Raw genomic sequence first — 21667 nt, forward strand, 5'->3', positions numbered from 1 at the left:
TACGGGAGGCGTGCAAGCACTTCCCGCTTGAACCGGTCTCTCTTCTCTCCATATTACGAATGGTAACTTACCATTCGTAATGGAGCCGCCGCATCCTTGCCGGCGGCCTGGGGAAGGGAAGGTCATGGTTCAGCGGGTCCTGATCGCCGGCGGCTACGGCGTGGTTGGTGGCACCGTCGCCCGGTATCTGCGCCAGGCGGCGCCGGATCTCGACATCATCCTGGCGGGACGGTCGCTGGAGGCCGGCGCCGCGCCGGCCCGGGAGATCGGGGCGACCACCCTCCAACTCGACGTCGCCGACCCGGCGGCGGCGCTGGCGGAGCTCGGGCCGGTCGACCTGATCGTGGCGGCGCTGCAGGATCGCGGCGATGCGCTGATCCACGCCGCTTTGGCCCAGGGCGCTGCCCATATCGGCATCACCAAGGTGGTGGAGGAGACCGGGCCCGCGGTGTTCGCGGCGCTGCATGCGCCGCCGCGGCGGCCGGTCGTGCTGGCGGGCCATTGGGCGGCCGGGGTGCTGATGCTGACGGCCCGGCCGGCGATCGCGGATTTCGCCCGGGTCGATGCCGTCGCCATGGCCGCCCTCTACGATGCGGCCGATTCGGTCGGGCCGATGAGCGCCGCCGACGCCGCGTCCTTCTCCGGCCGTGCCCTGCTGCGCCGGGCCGGGCAGTGGGCCTGGGTGGATGGCGGCGACCACGGCCGCGCCCTGCGCCTGGCCGAGGGACACGAGGCGACGGTGCAGCCCCTGGCCACGCTCGACGTGCCCAGCCTGGCGGCGGTCACCGGCGCACCCGACATCCGCTTCGATTTCGGCGAGGGCGACTCGATCGGCACCCGGGCCGGTGGCCGCGCCTCGCATGACGGCGTGATCGAGATCGCAGGGACGCTGCGGTCAGGGCAGCCCGCCCGGCGGCGGGTGCTGGTGTCGGACCCAAAGGGCGTGGGCCACATGACGGCGCTGGGCGCTTTGGTCGCCGCCGAGCGCGTCCTCGGCCTGGACGGCCTGCCGCTGCCCGCCGGCGGCCTGACCCTGCCCGAGACCCTGGTCGAGCCCGAGAGGGCGATCGCCCGGTTCGAGCAGTTCGGCGTCCGGATCACAACGGATACAGATGCTTCATAGGTTGGGTTCGCCCGGAGGCGAACCCAACATGCCGATGACGGAAACCGTTGGGTTCGCTTGCCGCGAACCCAACCTACTCGCTCACAGCGCCGCCAGAATCGCCTCGCCGCTCGACACCTCGAAGGCACCCGGCTTCTCGACGCCGAGATGGGTGACGACGCCGTCCTTGGCGATCAGGGCGAAGCGCTGCGACCGGGTGCCCAGGCCGTAGCCCGACCCGTCCATCTCCAGCCCCAGCGCCTTGGTCAGGGTGGCGTTGCCGTCCGGCAGCATGAACACCGAGTCGCCGCACTCGTTCTTGTCGGCCCAGGCCTTCATCACGAAGGGGTCGTTCACCGACAGGCAGACGATCTGGTCGACGCCCTTGGCCTTCAGCGCCTCGGCGTTGCCGGTGAAGCTGGGCAGGTGCTTGGCCGAGCAGGTCGGGGTGAAGGCGCCCGGCACCGCGAACAGGGCCACGGTCTTGCCCTTGAGCAGGTCGTCGGTCGTGATCTCGGTCATGCCTTCCTTGCCGAGATACTTCAGCGTGACCGACGGGAAGCGGTCGCCAACCTTGATCGTCATGGGTGTTCTCTCCGCCAGAAACTGATGGGGCCGGGCCGTCTCGGCCGGCCGTTACGAGCTCGCGCCGCGGGCCTGCTTCAGCGCGTCCAGGACCGCCTCGGTGCTCAAGAGCTCCGGCAACAGAATCCCGTCCGGCGCCCCCGGCCCGTACACGGCGTTGAACGGTATGCCGTAGCGGCCATGCGCCGCAAGGTAATCGGCGATCGCCGGGTCGGGACTGGTCCAATCGGCCAGCAGCGGCGCCACGCCGGCCTCGCCCAGGGCCGCGGCCACCGGGTCGCGGTCGATCACCAGCAGCTTATTGACCTTGCAGGTCAGGCACCAGTCGGCGGTGACGTCGACGAACACCACCTTGCCCTCGCGCACCAGACCGGGGATCGCGGCCCGGTCGAACCGGGCCCAGGGGATGGTAGAGGCGGCCTGCGGCGTCACCGCGTCGGACCGGTCGAAGCGCAGCGGCAGCAGCACCGCCGCCAGGGCCAGCACCATCGCGGCGGCGGTGTGCAGGCGCTGGATCGCGACCCCGCCGCGCCGGCGCAGCCACAGCACCAGCGCCATCGCCGCCAGCGCCGCCGCGACCGTGGTGGCGGCGGCCGGCGGCACCTGCACGGCGAGGACCGAGAGCAGCCATGCGGCTGTGCCGAACAGGGCGAGGCCCAGCACGGCCTTGACCCAGACCATCCAGCGTCCGGGGCGCGGCAGCAGCCGGGCGAGGCCCGGCACCGCGGCGATCAGCAGATAGGGCAAGGCCATGCCGAGCCCGAGCGCGGCGAAGATCGCGCCGATCTCGGCCGGTCCGCGCGACAGGGCGAAGCCCAGCGCGGTGCCGACGAAGGGGGCGGAGCAGGGGGTGGCCAGCAGGGTGGCGAAGGCGCCGGTCAGGAACGGTCCGGCGAGCCCATGCTTCTCTGGCCGGCCGGCGCCGCTGGCCCGGGCCGCGGCGTCCATGGCGCGGTGGGGCAGCACCACCTCGAACAGGCCCAGGAGGTTGCAGCCGAACAGGGTGACGATCACCGCCATCGCCGCCAGGAACACCGGCTCCTGGAACTGCAGGCCCCAACCGACCGACGCGCCCGCCGCCTTCAGCCCGACCGCGCCCGCCGCCAGCACCAGGAACGAGGCGAGGATGCCGGCGGCGGTGGCCAGGAGGCCGAGCCGCTGCCACCGCGGCGTCCGGCCGCCGACGCCGACGATCGACAGCAGCTTGAGCGAGAGGACCGGCAGCACGCAGGGCATCAGGTTCAGGATCAGCCCGCCGAGGAGCGCCACGCCCAGGATCGACAGCCAGGCGGCGGCATCAGGCGCCGCCGCCACCGCCGGGCCGACCGTCGCCCGGGCCTCGACGCTGCGCGGCCCGTCGACCAGGGTCAGGGTGAGGGGGCTGCCCGTCAGCGCAACCGGCGGGTCGGCCGCCGCCTGGATCCGGTCGATCTCGGCCACCAGCCTGCGGCCACCCTCACTGGTGGTGATGCGCGGCGCGGCGAAGGCGTCGCCCGGCGCGCCCTCGACGAAGAGGTCCGGCGCGTCGAATGGCTCGCGCGCCGTCGCCTCGATCCGCAACCCGCCATTCGGGCCGGCGGTGGTCGCGGCGACCGGGCCGATCGTGAGGCCGGCGGCGCTGCCGTCGCCCGGCACCGCATTGGCGTAGCGGTCGATCAGGTTGGCGGCGGCGGGGTCGGGTGCCGCGGCGCCGGCCGGCAGGTCCAGCGTGAAGCTGAAATTGGCCGGGATGCAGATGTCGCTGCACACCAGCACGGTCGCGGCCAGGGCCAGGTGCTGCGGCTGCCCAGGCTGCGCCACCGGCAGGGTCAGCGGGAACACCACCTCGGTCTCGTAGCCATAGGTCTCCAGGCCGAACAGCTGGAACCGGTGCGGCGCCGGATAGGCCAGGGTCGCGGCGCCGAGATTCTCCGAACCCGTCCAGTCCAGCGCCGGCGGCAGCCCGGCATCGCCGGGGGACCGCCAATAGGTCTTCCAATGCGGCTCCAGCCGGATGTGCAGCCCGGCCGGGATCTCGCTCAAGGTGCCGGTGCCGTCGACCGCCGTGACCAGCCGCGCCGACGCGCCCTTGGCCGGCTGCCACGGCGTCTCGGCGGCCCCGGCCGCTCCCGGCCCGGCGAAAGCGGCGAGACCGAGCGCGGCGGCCGTGAGGAATGCAAGCCCAGGCCTCATCGAATCTCCGACACCATGAAACTGCCTTTCTTTGGCCTATATAGTCGTTCGAAACCAGATCGCCGCGGGTTAGCCTTGGTGTCGCGGCCGAAAGCGGAAGACGGAGCATTGGGCGGAATGAGACGGGCGAAAACCTCCAAGGGCGCCAAGGTGCCGGCGGATGGCAGCTATCTCGCGGGGCAGCTGCTGATCGCCATGCCGACCCTGGTCGCACCGCCTTTCGCCCGCACGGTGATCTATCTCTGCGCCCACAACGACCAGGGGGCAATGGGCCTCGTGGTCAACAAGCCGCTGTCGAGCATCGACTTCCCGACGCTGCTCGACCAGCTCGGCATCCCGCATGGCGACATGCTGGGCAGCACCCGGGTGCAGTTCGGCGGGCCGGTCGAATCCGGCCGCGGCTTCGTGCTGCACTCGACCGACTACCGGGCCGAGAAGACGGTGGTGGTCGGCGAGGTCGCGGTGACCTCGACGCTCGAGGTGCTGCAGGCGATCGCCGGCGGCACGGGCCCCAGCCGGCACCTGCTGGCGCTCGGCTATGCCGGCTGGAGCGCGGGGCAGCTCGACGCCGAGATCCAGGCCAATGGCTGGCTCAACGTGCCCTGCGATTCGGACATCCTGTTCGGCGAGGACCTGTCGGTGAAGTGGGAACGCGCCATCGCCAAGCTCGGCATCGACCCGATGATGCTGTCGGGTGAGGCCGGCCATGCTTGAGCAACCGGCTTCCCCTTCCTGTCATTGCCGGGCTTGACCCGGCAATCCAGTGGGCGTCGACAGCTTCTGGATGCCCGGGTCAAGCCCGGGCATGACAGGAGAGGGGATGGGTGGCCTAATTCAGCTCGCGCACATCGGTCAGGTGGCCGGCGATCGCCGCGGCCGCGGCCATGGCCGGGCTGACCAGATGGGTGCGGCCGCCGCGGCCCTGCCGGCCCTCGAAGTTGCGGTTCGAGGTCGAGGCGCAGCGCTCGCCCGGCGACAGCTTGTCGGCGTTCATCGCCAGGCACATCGAGCAGCCGGGCTCGCGCCAGTCGAAGCCGGCCGCCTTGAACACCGCGTCCAGCCCCTCGGCCTCGGCCTGCTCCTTCACCAGGCCGGAGCCCGGGACGATCATGGCGTAGACGCTGTCGGCGACATGCCGGCCACGGGCCACCGCGGCGGCGGCGCGCAGGTCCTCGATCCGGCCGTTGGTGCAGGAGCCGATGAAAACCTTGTCGACCGGCACCTCGCTCAGGCGCTGGCCGGGCTTCAGGCCCATATAGTCCAGGCTGCGGCGCCAGGCGCTGGCCTTGTTGGCGTCCGGCGCGGCCTCCGGGTCCGGCACCACGCCGGTGATCGGCGCCACATCCTCGGGGCTGGTGCCCCAGGTGACCATCGGCACGATGTCCTTGGCCTTCAGCACGACCTCGCGGTCGTAGCGGGTGCCCTCGTCCGACGGCAGGGTGCGCCAGTATTCCACCGCCTGGTCCCAGGCCTCGCCCTTCGGCGCCAGCGGCCGGCCCTTGACATAGGCGAAGGTGGTCTCGTCCGGCGCGATCAGCCCGGCGCGGGCGCCGGCCTCGATCGACATGTTGCAGACCGTCATCCGGCCTTCCATCGACAAAGCGCGCACCGCCTCGCCGGCATATTCGATGACGTGCCCGGTGCCGCCGGCGGTGCCGATGGTGCCGATGATCGCCAGGATCATGTCCTTCGCGGTCACGCCGAGCGGCAGGTCGCCCTCGACCGTGATGCGCATGTTCTTGGCCGGCTTCTGCAGCAGCGTCTGCGTGGCCAGCACATGCTCGACCTCGCTGGTGCCGATGCCGAAGGCCAGCGCGCCGAAGGCGCCATGGGTCGAGGTGTGGCTGTCGCCGCAGACGATGGTGGTGCCCGGCAGGGTGAAGCCCTGCTCCGGCCCGATGATGTGGACCACGCCCTGGCGGATGTCGTTCATGGTGAAGATCGGCACGCCGAAATCGGCGGCGTTCTTCTCCAGCGTCTCGACCTGGATCCGGCTCTCCTCGTCGGCGATGCCGCCGGCGCGGTCGGAGGTCGGCACGTTGTGGTCCGGCACGGCCAGGGTGGCCTGCGGCTGGCGCACCTTGCGGCCGGCCATGCGCAGCCCTTCGAAGGCCTGCGGGCTGGTCACCTCATGCACGAGGTGGCGGTCGATATAGAGGATGCACGTGCCGTCATCCTGGCGGTGGACGACATGGCTGTCCCAGATCTTGTCGAACAGTGTCCGCGGCGCGCTCATCTCTCACATCTCCGTCCGTCCGGCGCTGTCGCCGGTGGCCCTTTCGGCCGACGCTGGACCATAGCCGAGCGCAAACCGAGGCAAAAGCTGGAATAATTTCAAAGTTGTCACCCTTCCCGCGGTGCAAATCGCGACGATGGACAGGACTCCGGTCCGGCCGCATCCTCCGGGGATTAAGCAACAACACTGATATGGGAGTGCCCATGACCATCCGCAGTGCGGTCCCTGCCCTTGGCCTCGTCCTCGGCCTCGCCATGGCGTTCGCCGCCGCTCCCGCCTCCGCCGCCGGCGGCATCAAGGGCTTCTGGCGCACCGGGGACGGCCGCTCGGTGATCGAGATCACCGACTGCAACACCGGCATCTGCGGCCGGATCGCGGCGCTGCCGCCGGACGCCCCGGCGGTGGATGGGGAGAACCCGGACGAGAGCAAGCGCAGCCGGCCGCTGTGCAAGCTGATCATGCTGCACAGCTTCACCCAGGTCTCCGACACGGAGTGGGAGGACGGCACGATCTACGACCCGAAGAGCGGCAAGACCTACGACGCCAAGATGCACCTGACCGGGCCGGACACGCTGGATCTGCGCGGCTTCGTCGGCATCAGCCTGCTCGGTCGCACCGACACCTGGACACGGGTGCAGCCGGGCGGCTTCAAGGCGTGCTGAGGATTTGAGCGGACATCGACATTCGCGTTGCCTCTCCCGCCTGGCGAGACCTTTTCAGAATTCCAACACCGTCATTGCGAGCGCAGCGAAGCAATCCATGGTGCAGCTCGTGCGGAGCAATGGATTGCTTCGTCGGCTGCGCCTCCTCGCAATGACAGCGAGGGATGAGCGTTCTGAAAAGATCTCGCTCGCGGGAGAGGCAATGCGGTTCCTCCTCGGCTAGAGAGTCCTTCGCGCCGCCGCGACGGCCGCCAGCCATTCGGCGGTGTCGTCGACGGCGATGTCGATATGGCCGTCGCCGGGCAGGGGCTGGCCCCAGTCGGACGGGGTGCGCACCCACACCGTGGTCATGCCCAGCCGATGCGCCGGCAGCAGGTTGCGGGCCATGTCCTCGACCATCGCCGTCGATCGCGGCGCCAGCCCGTACAGGTCGAGCATCGCCCGGTAGGGGCCGGGGTCGGGCTTCGGCACGTAGTCCGCCGCGACGATGTCGAAGATGCCGTCGAACTGCCCCACCACGCCCAGCCGCGCCAGCACCCGCTCGGCATGGCGGACCGAGCCGTTGGTGAACACGATCTTGCGGCCCGGCAGGTCGGCCAGCGCCGCCGCCAGGGTCGGGCTCGGCCCGATCGCCGAGATGTCGATGTCGTGGACGAATTCCAGGAACGGGCCGGGGTCGACCGCGCGCTCGTTCATCAGCCCGCGCAGGGTGGTGCCGTAGTCGCGGAACAGCCGCTTCTGCAGCGCCTTGGCCTCGGCCTCCGGCAGGTCGTAATGCGACCGGATGTACTCGCCCATGCGCTGGTCGATCTGGGCGAACAGGTTGCTGCGGGCGGGGTACAGCGTGTTGTCGAGGTCGAACACCCAGTGCTCGACATGGTGCAGGGGATCGGCCGGCTGCATCGCGTCAGTCCGCCGGCTTGACCTGGTGCCGCATCAGCACCGGCATCTGCGCCATGGCGAAGACCAGGGTCAGCGGCAGGATGCCGAACAGCTTGAACCCGGCCCAGAAGTTGAAGGAGAAGTTGCGCCAGACGATCTCGTTGATCACGGCCAGCACCACGAAGAACACCGCCCAGCGCCAGGTCAGGATGCGCCAGCCCTCGTCGGTCAGCTCGAACACCGTGCCCATCATCAGCTTCAGGAAGTTGCGGCCGGTGGCGAGCCCGGTGAACAGGATCGCGGCGAACAGCAGGTTCACCACCGTCGGCTTCAGCTTGATGAACATGTCGTCGTCGAGCCACAGCGTCAGCCCGCCGAAGATCAGCACGAAGACGCAGCCGACCATCGGCATGATCGGCCAGCGCTTCTCCAGCCTGACCGACAGCACCACGGCCACCACCGTCGCGACCATGAAGATCGCGGTCGCGGGCATCACGCCGGCCACCTGGTTGGCGACGAAGAAGATCAGGAGCGGCCCGGCCTCGAGCGCAAGGCGCAGAAACGGGGCCTTCTCGGCCTTGGCGACGGCCGGCGTCTGGGTCTGGTCGATCATGGCCGCACCGTAGACCAAGTGCCGCGCCCGGGAAACCGGGATCGGCGGGATGGGACGCCGCAGGCGCCCATGCCGCGCGACGATGGCAGCACTGCCGACAGCGCTCTTGTACGACAAGTGCCGGAGGCGAAGGTTAAGGGGCTCGGGGCGCCTCGCCGCCGCCGACCCCTTTGCTTCGGCCCCCGCCTTCGGCCCCCCGCCTTTGGAACGCCGCATCATGTCCGCACACAGTCCGGCGGTCGCCGCCCCGGCGCCGCTCGACCACGCCACCGTCCGGTCGATCATCATCGGCATCATGCTGGCGATGCTGCTGGCGGCGCTCGACCAGACCATCGTGGCCACGGCGCTGCCGACCATCGGGCAGGAGCTGGGCGACGTCGAGCACCTGTCCTGGGTGGTCAGCGCCTATCTGCTGGCGGCCACCGCGGTGACCCCGCTCTACGGCAAGTTCAGCGACATCCACGGCCGGCGCATCACCCTCCTGGTCAGCATCAGCGTGTTCATCGTCGGCTCGGTCGCCTGCGCCCTGGCGCCGACCATGCTGGCGCTGATCCTGGCGCGGGGGCTGCAGGGCCTCGGCGGCGGCGGGCTGATCTCGCTGGCCCAGACCATCATCGCCGACGTGGTCTCGCCGAAGGAGCGCGGGCGCTACCAGGGCTACATCGCCAGCGTCTTCGTCACCTCCAGCGTGGTCGGGCCGGTGCTGGGCGGCCTGTTCGCCGACCACCTGCACTGGTCGGTGATCTTCTGGATCAACCTGCCGCTCGGCCTCGGCGCCTTCTGGATGGTCTGGGGCGCGCTGCGCCGCCTGCCGCGGCACGACCGCCGGCACAAGCTCGACGTGCTCGGCGCCGTGCTGATGGTCGGCGCCACCGTGGCGGCGATGCTGGCGCTGACCTGGGGCGGCACCCGCTACCCCTGGGATTCGGCCGAGGTGCTGGGCCTGTTCGGTGGCTCGCTGGTGCTGTGGGTGCTGTTCGCCGCGCGCCTGCTGACCGCGGCCGAGCCGCTGATCCCGCTGGCGGTGATGTCGAACCAGGTGGTTGGCACCGGCACCGCCGCCGCCTTCTGCGTCATGGGCAGCTTCATCGGCCTGTCGATCTATGTCCCGGTCTATCTCGAAGGCGTGATCGGCCTCTCGGCCAGCGATTCCGGCCTAGCGCTGATGCCGCTGATGGCCGGGACGGTGACCGGCGCCAACATCGCCGGCCGCTTCATGGCGCGGATGACGCATTACAAGCGCACGCCGCTGGTCGGGCTGGTGATCGCCGCGGCGGCGCTGGTCGGGCTCGCCGCCTATCCGGACGGGCTGCCGCTGTGGCTGGTCGAGGTCGCGCTCGCCGCCGTCGGACTCGGCCTCGGCACCGTGCTGCCGGTCACCACCGTCTCGATCCAGAACGCGGTGGCGATGCACCAGCTCGGCACCGCCACCGCCTGCATGAACTTCTTCCGCTCGCTCGGCAGCGCCATCGTCGTCGCCGGCTTCGGCGCCATCGTGCTCGGCGCCATCGGCGGCGACGGCCGGTCGCCGGAGAATCTCGGCGCGCTGACACCGGCGATGCGCGACGAGCTGGTCGGCGCCTTCCACTGGATGTTCCTCGCCTCGGCCGCGGGCCTCGCCCTCGGCTTCGTCTGGCTGCTCCTGATGGAGGAGCGGCCGCTGCGCAGCGGCGCGGCCCAGCACGCCAAGGAAGCGCTGGTGGAGTAAGTCGCCGGATCGTCTCAGAATTGAGGGCGATTGTCCTTTCCCGAGGCGGGTGCGGCGCATAACATCCTAGTCGTCCAAACCGACCTGCGCATCGCATCCCGGCGCCGCCTTTCCCAGGCGCCGGGATGCATTTCTCCGGCTACCCCTTCACCGCGCCGGCGGTGAGGCCGGAGACGATGCGGCGCTGGAAGATCATCACCAGCACGATCAGCGGCACGGTCACGACGACCGACGCCGCCATGATGTTGCCCCAGGGGATGTCGAACTGGGTGGCGCCGGAGATCAGGGCGATCGCCACCGGCACCGTCCGCACCTCGTTGGTCAAAGTGAAGGTCAGGGCGAACAGGAACTCGTTCCAGGCGGCGATGAAGGCCAGCAGGCCGGTGGTCGCCAGCGCCGGGCCGAGCAGCGGCAGGAACACCCGCACCAGGATCTGCCACGGCCTGGCGCCGTCGACGATCGCGGCCTCCTCCAGCTCGCGCGGCAGCTCGCGGATGAAGGTGGTCAGCACCCAGACCGAGAAGGGCAGGGTGAAGATCATGTAGCTGACGATCAGCGAGCCGAGCTGGTTGTACAGGCCGGCCCAGCGCACCAGCTCGAACAGCCCGGTCAGCACCGCCACCTGCGGGAACATCGACACGGCGAGTGTCAGCATCAGGATGGTGCTGCGGCCGCGGAACCGTACCCGGCCCAGGGCGTAGGCGGCGCTGACCGACAGCGCCAGGCAGATCAGCACGGTCGACCCGGCGACAATCAGCGAGTTGACGATGTTGGTCAGGAAGGGCTGCTCGCGGAACACGCTGACATAGTTGTCGAGGGTCGGCGATGGCGGCACCAGGTCGGTGCCGAACAGCTGCTGGCCGCTCTTCAGCGAACTGATCACCGCCCAGTAGAACGGGAACACCGTGTAGACGATGATCGCCGCTACCAGCACGTAGAAGAAGCTGCGGCCGATGCGACGCCTGGATGCTCTGGTCATGGCCGCCCCCTATTTGTCGAAGCGCACGCGGCCCGCCACCATCCACAGGGCGGCCAGCACGGCGATGATCAGGAACAGCAGGGTCGAGGCGGCGGAGCCGAAGCCGACATTGCCGAAATCGATGCTCTGCTGCCGGGCGAAGACCGACATGCTCATGGTGTTGATGCTGTTCGAGGTCAGCACATAGATCAGGTCGAACACCCGCAGCGAATCCAGGGCCCGGAACAGGATCGCCACCATCAGCGCCGGCCAGATCAGCGGCAGGGTGATGCGGGTGAAGACCTTCCAAGGCCGGATGCCGTCGACCTTCGCCGCCTCGTAGACCTCGCCCGGCAGCATCTGCAGCGCGGCCAGGATCAGCAGCGTCATGAACGGCGTGGTCTTCCACACATCGACCGCGATCACCGAGGCCAGCGACAGGCTGGGGTCGGCGGTCCAGGCGATGCGGTGGGTGATGATTCCGAGCGACAGCAGCACCTCGTTGATCACGCCGTACTGGTCGTTCAGCATCCAGCCCCACATCTTGGCCGAGACGATGGTGGGGATGGCCCAGGGGATCAACACCGCGGCCCGCAGCAGGCCGCGCCCCGGCATGTGGGCGTTCAGCGTCATGGCGATGATCAGGCCGAGCGCCGTCTCGATCGTCACCGAGATCACGGTGAACAGGATAGTGTTCCAGGCCGACCGCCACCACACCGGGTCGACCAGCAGCCCCTGCCAGCTGAAGATGCCGCTGGTGTCGACGTCGTAGTCGACCGGCTTGTTCTGGTCGATGTCCCAGAACTTGCCCTCCTCCGGCTTCCACACCAGGTTGGTGCCCTTGGGGTCGTAGAACACGTAGTAGCCGCCCAGCGAGGCGTCGTAATCGGCGCGGTTCGGGCCGTAGAACAGGTAGTTGTCGAAGCCGACCAGCCGGGTCGGCTGCTCTGCCTTCAGCGTCGCGTCGGTGAAGCTCAGCGCGATGGTCCGCACCAGCGGCCAGCCGGCGACCAGCGCCAGCACCACCAGCATCGGCACCAGGAACATCCAGGCGGCGCGGACGCGCTGCCGGCTGAGCCTGGAGACGGCAGGCTTCGCGGCGCGCGCGGCTGGGGCAGGGGTCGAGGTGGCGACGGTCATGGGGTCCTCCCCGAAGTCAATGGCAGAGGCGCAACTCAACTCGGCCGGCTGGCCCTCGCGGCGGCGGATTGCCTCTCCCGCCTGGCGGGAGAGGCAATCGGAGCGGGCTCGGCAGGATGCACGCGAAAGCCGTCCTTACCAGCGGCCGCCGCGGCTCAGGCGGTTCAGGTCCTTCTGCAGCTGCGCCAGGTTGGCGGCGCCGTCGCCCTGCTTCGACAGGGTGTTGTGGACCGCGTTCCAGAACAGGGTCGAGACCTCGTTGTAGCGCTCGCCGGTGATCGCCGAGGGCCGTGCGACCGCGCTTTCGAAGGCGGCCTTCAACTGGGCGAAGAAGGGCTGGGCCTTCAGCACGTCCGGGTCGTCGTACAGCGCCGGGATCGTGGTCTGGAAGGTGGCCTCGATGGCGCGGCGCTTCTGCTCGTCCTTGCCGGTCAGGTACAGGACCAGGTCGGCGGCCTCCTTCGGATGGGCCGAGTATTTCGACACCGCCAGGTTCCAGCCGCCGAGGGCCGCGGCATGGCGGGCGCCCTCGCCGTCGCCCTTCGGCAGTGGCGCGGTGCCGATCTTGCCCTTGACCGGGCTGTCGCCGGAATTGACCAGCGAATAGGCGTAGGGCCAGTTGCGCATGAAGGCGGCATTGCCGGACTGGAACACGCCTCGGGCGTCCTCCTCCATGTAGTTCAGCACGCCGTCCGGCGCGATGGTGCCGATCCAGGAGGCGGCGGTGTCCAGCGCCTTGGCCGCCTGCGGGTTGTTGACGGTGATCTTGCCGTCCTGGCCGACGATGGTGCCGCCGCCGAAGCTGGTGACCCATTCCAGCGCGTCGCAGGTCAGGCCCTCATAGGCCCGGCCCTGGAACACGAAGCCGAAGAAGCGGTCGTTGCCGTCCTTGCGCTCGCCCTCCTGGATGGTCTTGGCGGCCTCGGTCAGCTCGGCCCAGGTCTCCGGCACCTTGAGCTTGTATTTGTCCAGCAGGTCCTGGCGGTAATACAGCAGCCCGGCATCGGTGAACCAGGGCAGGGCCAGCAGCTGGTCGTTGCGGGTCAGGCCCTGGATGATGGTCGGGAAGTGCTGGTCGATCGTGGCCTGGTCGGCATAGGGCTTCAGGTCGATGAAGTGGCTGCCGATGATGGCGGGCCAGATGATGTCGATCTGGAACACGTCGATGTCGCCCGACTGGGCGTTCAGGATCTGCTGATACAGGGCGAGCTGGTCGGAGGTCGATTGCGGGGCGGCGACGATGTCGACCGTGTTCCCGGTCTTCTCCGCCCAGGCCTTGGCGCCTTGCTGGCATTGCGGCTGCTCGCTGCCGGCGGAGCCGCAGGAGATGGTGACCTTGACCCCTGCCGCCTGTGCGACGGTGCCGGCCAGGATCAGGGCCAGTGTGAGCGGAAGTAGCGCGCTCCTCGACATGGTCTCCTCCTTGTGGTTTTGGCCGCGGGGGAGACCGGCGCGCCCCCGCGTGCTTGTCTTGGGGCAAAGGGTGACTCGCCAGGCCGGCCTCTGGCGAGTCGAAATGAAATTATTCTTGAACCGAACGTTGTCAGGCCGCGCTTCGTTCCGGCTGCAGCGCTTCGGCGGCCATCGCGCCGAAGAAGGCGGCATAGGGCGGCAGCGCCACCCGGCCGCCGTCCAGCCTGGCGCCCAGCCCAGGCGCGTCGGTCGGCGCGATCTCGGCCGGCGGCGCTGTCCAGATCCGGGTCTCGCCGGTCAGGTTGAAGACGCAGAGGATGCGCTCATCCTCCAGCCGCCGCTCGAAGGCCAGCACGCCGTCGGCGGTGTCGAGGAATTTCAGTGAGCCCGAGGCGAAGGCCGGGCGGCTGCGGCGCCAGCGCAGGAACTGCCGGGTGAAGGCCAGGGTCGACTCGGGGTCGTGCATCTGCGCGCCGGCGGCCAGGCGGCGATGCGCCTCGGGGATCGGCAGCCACGGCTCGGCGGTGGAGAAGCCCGCCTGTGGTGCCTCGGCATCCCACGGCATCGGCGTGCGGCAGCCGTCGCGACCCTTGTAGTCCGGCCAGAAGGTGATGCCGTAGGGGTCCTGCAGCTTCTCGTACGGCACCTCGGCCTCGGGCAGGCCCAACTCCTCGCCCTGGTACAGGAAGGCGGTGCCGCGCAGCGAGGTCAGCAGCGCGATCAGCAGGCGCGCCAGCCGCGGGTCGGCCTCGGCGCCGCCCCAGCGGGTCGGCACCCGCTTGACGTCGTGGTTGGAGAAGGCCCAGGACGGCCAGCCATCGGTGGTCGCCTGCTCGAAGGCGATCAGCGCCGTGGCGATATGCGCCGCGTTGAAGGTGTCGTTCAGCAGGCTGAAATTATAGGCGGTGTGCAGCAGGTCGGCCTGGACGTATTCCGCGGTCCGGCCGATCGGGTCGTCGTCGCCGATCTCGGCCACCGCCATCTTGTCCGGATAGCGGTCCATCAGCGCCCGCAGCCGGCGCAGGAACATCAGGTTCTCGGGCTGCGACTTGTCGTAGAGATGCAGCTGCATGTAGTAGGGGTTGTCCGCCCGATCGTCCCCGGTCGGCGCCCGGTCGGCCGGCTTGCCCGGATTGTCGCGCAGCAGCCGGTCGTGCATGTAGAAATTCGCGGTGTCCAGGCGGAAGCCGTCGGCGCCGCGCTGCAGCCAGAACTCCAGCGCCGCCAGCACCGCCTCCTGCACCTCCGGATTGTGCAGGTTCAGGTCGGGCTGCGTGGTCAGGAAGTTGTGCATGTAGTACTGGCGCCGGCGGGTGTCCCACTGCCAGGCCGAGCCGCCGAAGATCGACAGCCAGTTGTTCGGCGGGTTGCCGTCCGGCTTGGCATTGGCCCAGACGAACCAGTCCGCCTTGGAGTTGTCGCGGCTGGCCCGGCTCTCGCCGAACCACGGGTGCTGGTCGGAGGTGTGGCTGATCACCTGGTCGATGATCACCTTCAGCCCCAAAGCATGCGCCTTCTCGATCAGCCGGTCGAAATCGGCCAGCGTGCCGAACATCGGGTCGACGTCGCGGTAGTCGGAGACGTCGTAGCCGAAATCCTTCATCGGCGATTTGAAGAAGGGCGAGATCCAGATTCCGTCGACGCCGAGATCGGCGATGTGGTCGAGCTTGGCGGTGATGCCGGCCAGGTCGCCGATGCCGTCGCCATCGGTGTCCAGGAAGCTGCGCGGGTAGATCTGGTACATCACCGCGCCGCGCCACCATTCGCGCATTCAACCCCTCCGCATTCCCCCTGCATCCCAGCCGCGATTCGCCTACCGCCGCGATCATCTGAATGCATTCAGTTTTTACAGTATCAGAGAGTTTCTTGATCGATCAAGAGGGACTCTTTAGGGTGCCTTCATGACAGACGGACCGGAGAAGCGGCGGGGCACGCTGCTGGACATCGCGGCGGCGGTCGGTGTGTCGCGCACCACCGTGTCGAACGCCTTCAACCGGCCGGACCAGCTGTCGAAGGAGCTGCGCGACAAGATCATGGCGGCCGCCCGGGCGATGGGGGTGCATGGGCCGAACCCGGCGGCGCGGATGCTGCGCACCGGCAAGGCCGAGGCGATCGGCCTGCTGTTCCACGAGACCCTGCCCTTCGCCTTCGACGACCCGGCGGCGGTCGGCATGCTGCGCGGCATCGCCGCCGCCTGCGAGAAAGCGCGTTCCGGCCTGCTGATCCTGCCAGCGGTGAAAAGCCCGGCCAGCCGCAGCGCCATTCACCGCGCCGCGGTCGACGGCTTCCTGGTCTACGGTTTTCTGAGCGGGGCGGACGCCTGGACGCCGTTGCTGCGCCGCGGCCTGCCGGTGGTGGCGATCGACAACCAGGTGCCGGACGGCGTGGCCTTCGTCGGCATCGACGACCGCGGCGCCGCCCGCCGGGTGGCGCAGCATGTGGTCGGGCTCGGCCACCGCCGGCTCGGTATCATCACGCTGGAATCGGCGGTCGACGGCTATGTCGGGCCGCTCGACGCGGCGCGGCGGGTGAAGATGACCTTCCGCACCAGCGTCGACCGGCTGGACGGCTATATCGAGGCGATCGCCGCCGCCGGCATCGACCCGGACTCGGTGCCGGTGGAGGAGCGGCCGGCCTCGAGCGAGGCGCATGGCCGCGACGCGGCGCTTTCATTGCTGCGCCGGCCGGACCGTCCGACCGCGATCCTGGCGATGTCCGACCGGCTGGCGATCGGCGCGATCGAAGCGGCGCGGTCGCTGGGCCTGCGGGTGCCGGAGGATGTGTCGGTCGCCGGCTTCGACGACATCCCGCGCGCGGCTTTGGTGCGCCCGGCTTTGACCACGATCCGCCAGCCGCTGTTCGACAAGGGCGCCACCGCGGCCCGGCTGCTGCTCGACGCCGTGGCCGACGGCGGCACCATCCCGCCCGACCGGCATCTGCTGCCGACCGAGCTGGTCGTGCGCGGCTCGACCCGCGCGCCGGGGTGAGGGGCCGAACGGCGGCCCAACCCTTTGCCGTCATTCCCGCGAAAGCGGGGATCTCTGTCCGCTCGAGCGGCGTGAGATCCCCGCTTTCGCGGGGATGAGGGGGCTAAAGCCCCCTCAATTCGCCACCGCGCGCAGCACGGCCGGCTTCTTCGGCGCCTCGACGGCCTGCAGGCCCTCATAGGTCGACAGATAGTCCTGGGCCATCCGCCGCGCCGTGAAGCGCTGGTCGAAGACCTCGCGGATGCGGGTGTTGGACAGCTCGGACAGGCGCTGCACCGCCGCCACCGCGCCGATCTCGTCCTCGACGATGAATCCGGTGACGCCCTCGTCGATCACCTCCGGCACCGAGCCGCGGTTGTAGGCCACGACCGGCGTGCCGCAGGCCATCGCCTCGATCATCACCAGGCCGAACGGCTCCGGCCAGTCGATCGGCACCAGGAGGCCGATGGCGCCGCTCAGGAAGGCGGATTTCTGCGAATCGTCGATCTCGCCGATGAAGTCGACATGCGGCGACCGCGCCAGCAACGGCTTGATCTCGGCGTCGTAATATTCCTGGTCGGCCTTGTCGACCTTGGCCGCGATCTTCAGGGGCAGGCCGCTCTTGGCCGCGATCTCGATCGCCCGGTCGACCCGCTTCTCCGGCGCGATGCGGCCGAGGAAGGCGAGGTAGCCGCGCTCCGCCGGCACTGGCGCCAGCAGCTGCGCCGGCAGGCCGTGATGCACGGTGGCGATCCAGCCGGCCTTCGGCATCGGCCGGCGCTGGGCGTCCGAGATCGACACCACCGGCACATGCGAGAAGGTCTCGAACATCGGATGCAGCTCGGGCATGTCGAGCCGGCCGTGCAGCGTGGTCACGAACGGGACATCGCCGCGGCTGAACAGCGAGAACGGGAAATAGTCGAGATGGCAGTGGACGATGTCGAACTCGTCCGACCGCCGGTACACCTGCTCGAACATGTGCATATGGGGCGCGATCCAGTCGCGCACCGAGGCGTCGAGCCGCATCGCCCGCGGCCAGCAGGCCTCGAGCGTGGCGGAGGTCACGGAATCGCCGCTGGCGAACAATGTGACGTCATGGCCGAGGGCGACGAGCTCTTCCGTGAGAAAGGACACGACGCGTTCGGTGCCGCCATAGAGCTTGGGCGGGACCGCTTCGAACAGCGGGGCGACCTGCGCGATTCGCATGTGGATGGAACTCCCTCCGCAGATGGGGGTTTGTCTGACATCACCGGCGGCGCTGCGGCGCAGCAATGCGGCGCTGCTCTTCTTCAGGTGCTTCCGCGGCAACGGGCACTCGATGACCACAGACACTCGGAACGGAAAAAGGTTCCGACTCCGGTCCGACAATGTTCTGTGGGGCGCATGCAGATAAGGTGCAGTGCAGCGATGCGCTGTCATCTGTCGGCACGCCGCGCCTAGACTCGCAAGGCGGCGGGAAAACGCCGTCCGTGGTGGATGAGGACAACGTAGGGGATCTGATGGACATGACGGCGTCCACCCAGACTCGCACTCTCGAGGCTTTCCGCAACCGGCCGATCGGCTTCATCCTGCATTATGTGCGGCAGGAGGCCGCATCGCATGCGGTGGTGATCGTTTCGGTCGTCGCGGCCGTCGCCTGCGCGATCGGGTCGCAATATGCGATCAAGCATCTGGTCGACGAGCTGGCTCTCGGCACCTCGGGGGCGATCTGGCTGGCCTATGGACTGCTGGTCGGGTTGATCCTGGCCGACAACATGCTGTGGCGCGTCGGCGGCTGGGTGGCCAGCCGGGCCTTCGTCGCAGTCACGGGCGCCGTCCGCCGCGATCTGTTCCGGCACCTGACCGGCCACGCGCCGAGCTATTTCGCCGACCGCCTCCCCGGCATGGTGGCCGGCCGCGTCTCCGCCACGTCGAACGCCATCTTCACGACCGAAAGCATGTTCTCCTGGAACGTGCTGCCCCCCGCGCTCTCGCTGGTCGGCTCGATCTGCGTCCTGGCCTCGGTCGATCTCGTCATGGCGGCGACCCTGGTCGCGGCTGCGGTGACGCTCTCGATCTTCATCTACCGCCTCGCCAAGCGCGGCGGCCCGATCCATCGCAGCTACGCCACCGAGGCGGCGAAGGTCGATGGCGAGCTGGTCGACGTGATCGGCAATATGGGGCTGGTGCGCCTGTTCGGCGCCACCTTCCGCGAGCAGGCGCGGCTGGCCGACCACATCGGCGTCGAGCTCGCCGCCCGCCAGCGCAGCCTGCGCTACATGGAGCAGCTGCGGCTGATCCACGCCGCGATCACGGCGGTGCTGACCGCCGGCCTGCTCGGCTGGGCGCTGCTGCTGTGGCAGGCGGGGCGGGCTACGCCCGGCGACATCGTGCTGGTCTGCTCGCTCGGCTTCGCCATCTTGCACGGCACCCGCGACCTCGCGGTGGCGCTGGTCGACCTGACCCAGCACATCGCCCGGCTGTCGGAGGCGATCTCGACCCTCCTGGTGCCGCACGACCTGCCCGACGCGCCGCATGCCGAGCCGCTGCCGGCGCCCGGGCATGGTGGCGGCGTGCCGATCGACTTCCAGGGCGTGCGCTTCGCCTATCCCAAGCGGGCGCCGATCCTGGACGGCTTCGACCTGCGCATCGAGCCCGGCGAGCGGGTCGGGCTGGTCGGCCTGTCCGGCGCCGGCAAGTCGACCGTGCTGACCCTGGTGCAGCGCTTCTACGATGTCGGGCTGGGCCGGATCGAGGTCGCCGGGCGCGACATCCGCGACCTGACCCAGGAGAGCCTGCGCCAGATCACCGGCGTGGTGCCGCAGGACATCTCGCTGTTCCACCGCAGCGTGCGCGAGAACATCCGCTACGGCCGCCCGGATGCGACCGATGCCGAGGTGATGGCCGCGGCCGAGGCCGCCCATTGCCGCGCCTTCATCGAGGCGCTGCCGGAGGGCTTCGACACCGTGGTCGGCGACCGCGGGGTGAAGCTGTCCGGCGGCCAGCGCCAGCGCATCGCCATCGCCCGCGCCTTCCTCAAGGACGCGCCGGTGCTGCTGCTGGACGAGGCGACCTCGGCGCTGGACAGCGAATCCGAGCGCGCGGTGCAGGAGGCGCTGGACGACCTGATGCAGGACCGCACGGTGATCGCCATCGCCCACCGCCTGTCGACGCTGCAGCGCTTCGACCGGATCGTGGTGATGGAGCACGGCCGGGTGATCGACCAGGGCACCCCCGCCGCCCTGGCCGCCCGCCCCGGCATCTACCGCACCCTGCTGCAGCGCCAGCTCGGGCACGCCGAGGAAGCCCACGCGGCGTAAGTGGCGAAACCCTAGATATCGCCCCCTTTTGCCTCTCCCGCTTGCGGGAGAGGTCGGAGACGCGAAGCGGCTCCGGGTGAGGGGATTTCGTCGAGGCCTGGACCAGCCCTCACCCGGTCTCGCTGCGCGAGCCCGGCCTCTCCCGCCAGGCGGGAGAGGCAATCGGTGGGCACCGATCGACCGGGCAGCCGTCCGAGCAGCGTTCGCACCTTGGCCCCGCCATGCTATTCACCCCGGAGGCGGCCGCCCGGGGCCGCGCCTCAGGGACGGATCCGATGCCATCGCTCGACCAGCTGCCGCGCCTTCGCCTGCAGCACGCGCCGACGCCCTTGGAGCCGCTGCCGCGGCTGACCGAGGCGCTCGGTGGCCCGCAGCTCTGGATCAAGCGCGACGACTGCACCGGCCTGGCGCTGGGCGGCAACAAGGTGCGCAAGCTGGAGTTCCTGCTCGGCGACGCGCTGGCCCAGGGCGCCGACACCATCATCACCGCCGGCGGCCCGCAGTCGAACCACGCCCGCCAGACCGCGGCCGCGGCGGCCCGGCTGGGCCTCGACTGCGTGCTGGTGCTCACCGACGCCGTGGCCGGGCGCGACCCGTCCTACCACAACAGCGGCAACCTGCTGCTCGACGAGCTGTTCGGCGCGCGCATCGAGCTGCACCCCGGCACCGCCGACCCGGATGTCGAGATGGCGCGCGTCGCCGAGGAATGCCGGGCCGAGGGCGGCACGCCCTATGTCATCCCGGTTGGCGGATCGAACGCGCTCGGGCTGGTCGGCTATGTCGACGCGGCGCAGGAGCTGCTGCGCCAGGGCCGCGATCAGGGCGTCGCCTTCACCCATGTCGCCCTGGCCAGCGGCAGCGGCGGCACCCAGGCCGGGCTGGCGCTCGGCCTCGCTCTCGGCGGCAGCAAAGCCCCCGCGGTCGGCTATTGTATCAGCCGCAGCTCGGCGGAGCAGCGGCCGAAGGTCGCCGGGCTGGTGCAGGCCGGTGCCGCGCTGCTCGGCATGCCGGCGCCGCTCTCGGCCGCGGATCTGGTGCTGGAGGACGGCGTGGTCGGCGGCGGCTACGGCCAGCCGACGGACGGTATGGTCGAGGCGCTGCAGCTCGCCGCCAGCCGCGACGCGATCGTGCTCGACCCGGTCTACAGCGGCAAGGCGATGGCCGGGCTGATCGCCGGCATCCGCGCCGGCCGCTTTGGGGCCGACGACGTGGTGGTGTTCCTGCACACCGGCGGCACGCCGGCCCTGTTCACCTATCCCGACGCCTTCCCGATCCATTGGGGCGAATGAGCGATCCGGACCTGCCGCGCTGCGGCTGGGCCGCCGGCGGCCCGGCGATGCTGGCCTATCACGACCGCGACTGGGGCACGCCGGAGCGCGACGACCGCGCCTTGTTCGAGAATCTCAGCCTGCAGGGCACCCAGGCCGGTCTGTCCTGGCGCCTGGTGCTGGAGCGGCGCGGCAACTACCAGCGCGCCTTCCACGGCTTCGACATCGCCCGGGTGGCGGCGATGACGGATGCGGAGATCGAGGCGCTGCTGGCCGATGCCGGGCTGATCCGCAACCGGGCCAAGCTGAACGCGGTGCGGACCAACGCCCGGGCGGCGCTGGCGGTGATCGAATCCGAGGGCGGGCTGGGCCGCTACCTGTGGTCCTTCGTCGGCGGCGAGCCGCTGGTCAACCGCTGGGCGGCCCATGCCGAGATGCCGGCGACCAGCGAGATCTCCGACCGGATGAGCCGTGACATGAAGCGTCGCGGCTTCGTCTTCGTCGGCTCCACGGTCTGCTACTCGCTGATGCAGTCGGCCGGGCTGGTGAATGACCATATGGTCGGCTGCTTCCGGCACCCGGAGTTCGGGCGTTAGGGAGGCGTCCGGACCACCCCCTCACCCTCCCGCCTCAAGCGGCGGGCCCCTCCCTCCCCCCGCGGGA

18 protein-coding genes are annotated in these 21667 nt (G+C 69.8%); 8 read left to right on the forward strand and 10 right to left on the reverse strand.

Features of this window, described 5'->3' with window-relative positions:
• Positions 1–124: 124 nt before the first annotated feature.
• Complete coding sequence (locus FFK22_RS35715; RefSeq protein ID WP_138892753.1) at positions 125–1123, forward strand: saccharopine dehydrogenase NADP-binding domain-containing protein; 999 nt, start codon at positions 125–127, stop codon at positions 1121–1123.
• 81 nt (positions 1124–1204) lie between these two features.
• On the opposite strand, the gene FFK22_RS35720 is transcribed toward FFK22_RS35715, so the two are convergent.
• Both FFK22_RS35720 and FFK22_RS35725 read right to left on the reverse strand, forming a co-directional pair.
• A complete protein-coding gene (locus FFK22_RS35720) occupies positions 1205–1687 on the reverse strand; it encodes a peroxiredoxin (RefSeq protein ID WP_138892754.1) in 483 nt (160 codons plus the stop codon).
• 51 nt (positions 1688–1738) lie between these two features.
• Positions 1739–3859 (reverse strand): protein-disulfide reductase DsbD, encoded by a 2121-nt coding sequence (locus FFK22_RS35725; RefSeq protein ID WP_138892755.1) that lies wholly within the window; start codon positions 3857–3859, stop codon positions 1739–1741.
• Between the two features lie 117 nt (positions 3860–3976).
• On the opposite strand from FFK22_RS35725, the gene FFK22_RS35730 reads away from it, so the two are divergent.
• The gene (locus FFK22_RS35730; RefSeq protein WP_138892756.1) at positions 3977–4573 is read left to right on the forward strand and encodes a YqgE/AlgH family protein; all 597 of its coding nucleotides are present in this window, start codon (positions 3977–3979) and stop codon (positions 4571–4573) included.
• Between the two features lie 115 nt (positions 4574–4688).
• Here FFK22_RS35730 and leuC read toward each other — a convergent pair whose 3' ends face one another.
• On the reverse strand, positions 4689–6095 hold the full coding sequence (gene leuC, locus FFK22_RS35735) for a 3-isopropylmalate dehydratase large subunit (RefSeq protein ID WP_138892757.1): 1407 nt from the start codon (positions 6093–6095) through the stop codon (positions 4689–4691).
• Positions 6096–6298: 203 nt separating this feature from the next.
• Here leuC and FFK22_RS35740 point away from each other — a divergent pair, with 203 nt between their 5' ends.
• Positions 6299–6757, forward strand: a complete 459-nt coding sequence (locus FFK22_RS35740; RefSeq protein ID WP_186002845.1) for a DUF2147 domain-containing protein — start codon at positions 6299–6301, stop codon at positions 6755–6757.
• A gap of 219 nt (positions 6758–6976) precedes the next feature.
• Here the strand turns inward: FFK22_RS35740 and FFK22_RS35745 are convergent, their stop codons facing one another.
• Both FFK22_RS35745 and FFK22_RS35750 read right to left on the reverse strand, forming a co-directional pair.
• Positions 6977–7660: a pyrimidine 5'-nucleotidase gene (locus tag FFK22_RS35745; protein ID WP_138892759.1), complete on the reverse strand. Its 684-nt coding sequence runs from the start codon at positions 7658–7660 to the stop codon at positions 6977–6979.
• Between the two features lie 4 nt (positions 7661–7664).
• Positions 7665–8252: a septation protein A gene (locus FFK22_RS35750; RefSeq protein WP_138892760.1), complete on the reverse strand. Its 588-nt coding sequence runs from the start codon at positions 8250–8252 to the stop codon at positions 7665–7667.
• Between the two features lie 217 nt (positions 8253–8469).
• On the opposite strand from FFK22_RS35750, the gene FFK22_RS35755 reads away from it, so the two are divergent.
• Complete coding sequence (locus FFK22_RS35755; RefSeq protein WP_138892761.1) at positions 8470–9960, forward strand: MDR family MFS transporter; 1491 nt, start codon at positions 8470–8472, stop codon at positions 9958–9960.
• 139 nt (positions 9961–10099) lie between these two features.
• Here FFK22_RS35755 and FFK22_RS35760 read toward each other — a convergent pair whose 3' ends face one another.
• From FFK22_RS35760 to FFK22_RS35775, 4 genes are all read right to left on the reverse strand, one after another.
• The gene (locus FFK22_RS35760; protein ID WP_138892762.1) at positions 10100–10939 is read right to left on the reverse strand and encodes a carbohydrate ABC transporter permease; all 840 of its coding nucleotides are present in this window, start codon (positions 10937–10939) and stop codon (positions 10100–10102) included.
• A gap of 9 nt (positions 10940–10948) precedes the next feature.
• Positions 10949–12058 carry a carbohydrate ABC transporter permease gene (locus FFK22_RS35765; protein WP_221939101.1) on the reverse strand — a complete coding sequence of 370 codons (1110 nt, stop codon included), beginning with the start codon at positions 12056–12058 and terminating at the stop codon, positions 10949–10951.
• 135 nt (positions 12059–12193) lie between these two features.
• Positions 12194–13471 carry an ABC transporter substrate-binding protein gene (locus tag FFK22_RS35770; RefSeq protein ID WP_138892763.1) on the reverse strand — a complete coding sequence of 426 codons (1278 nt, stop codon included), beginning with the start codon at positions 13469–13471 and terminating at the stop codon, positions 12194–12196.
• Between the two features lie 130 nt (positions 13472–13601).
• Positions 13602–15242 carry an alpha-glucosidase family protein gene (locus FFK22_RS35775; RefSeq protein WP_138892764.1) on the reverse strand — a complete coding sequence of 547 codons (1641 nt, stop codon included), beginning with the start codon at positions 15240–15242 and terminating at the stop codon, positions 13602–13604.
• Positions 15243–15372: 130 nt separating this feature from the next.
• Between FFK22_RS35775 and FFK22_RS35780 the strand changes: the two genes are divergently transcribed.
• Positions 15373–16458, forward strand: a complete 1086-nt coding sequence (locus tag FFK22_RS35780; protein ID WP_138892765.1) for a LacI family DNA-binding transcriptional regulator — start codon at positions 15373–15375, stop codon at positions 16456–16458.
• A 114-nt stretch (positions 16459–16572) separates the two neighbouring features.
• Here FFK22_RS35780 and FFK22_RS35785 read toward each other — a convergent pair whose 3' ends face one another.
• Complete coding sequence (locus tag FFK22_RS35785; protein WP_138892766.1) at positions 16573–17643, reverse strand: glycosyltransferase family 4 protein; 1071 nt, start codon at positions 17641–17643, stop codon at positions 16573–16575.
• A 299-nt stretch (positions 17644–17942) separates the two neighbouring features.
• Between FFK22_RS35785 and FFK22_RS35790 the strand changes: the two genes are divergently transcribed.
• The 3 genes from FFK22_RS35790 (at position 17943) to FFK22_RS35800 (ending at position 21600) form a co-directional block, all read left to right on the forward strand.
• Positions 17943–19736 (forward strand): ABC transporter ATP-binding protein, encoded by a 1794-nt coding sequence (locus tag FFK22_RS35790; RefSeq protein WP_221939102.1) that lies wholly within the window; start codon positions 17943–17945, stop codon positions 19734–19736.
• Positions 19737–20011: 275 nt separating this feature from the next.
• Positions 20012–21025 carry a D-cysteine desulfhydrase gene (locus FFK22_RS35795; RefSeq protein WP_138892768.1) on the forward strand — a complete coding sequence of 338 codons (1014 nt, stop codon included), beginning with the start codon at positions 20012–20014 and terminating at the stop codon, positions 21023–21025.
• Positions 21022–21600, forward strand: a complete 579-nt coding sequence (locus FFK22_RS35800) for a DNA-3-methyladenine glycosylase I (protein ID WP_138892769.1) — start codon at positions 21022–21024, stop codon at positions 21598–21600. Before FFK22_RS35795 ends, FFK22_RS35800 begins: the two co-directional genes overlap by 4 nt.
• Positions 21601–21667: the final 67 nt, after the last annotated feature.

The sequence above is a fragment of the Mycobacterium sp. KBS0706 genome (genome assembly GCF_005938675.2).
Taxonomy (GTDB): domain Bacteria; phylum Pseudomonadota; class Alphaproteobacteria; order DSM-16000; family Inquilinaceae; genus Inquilinus.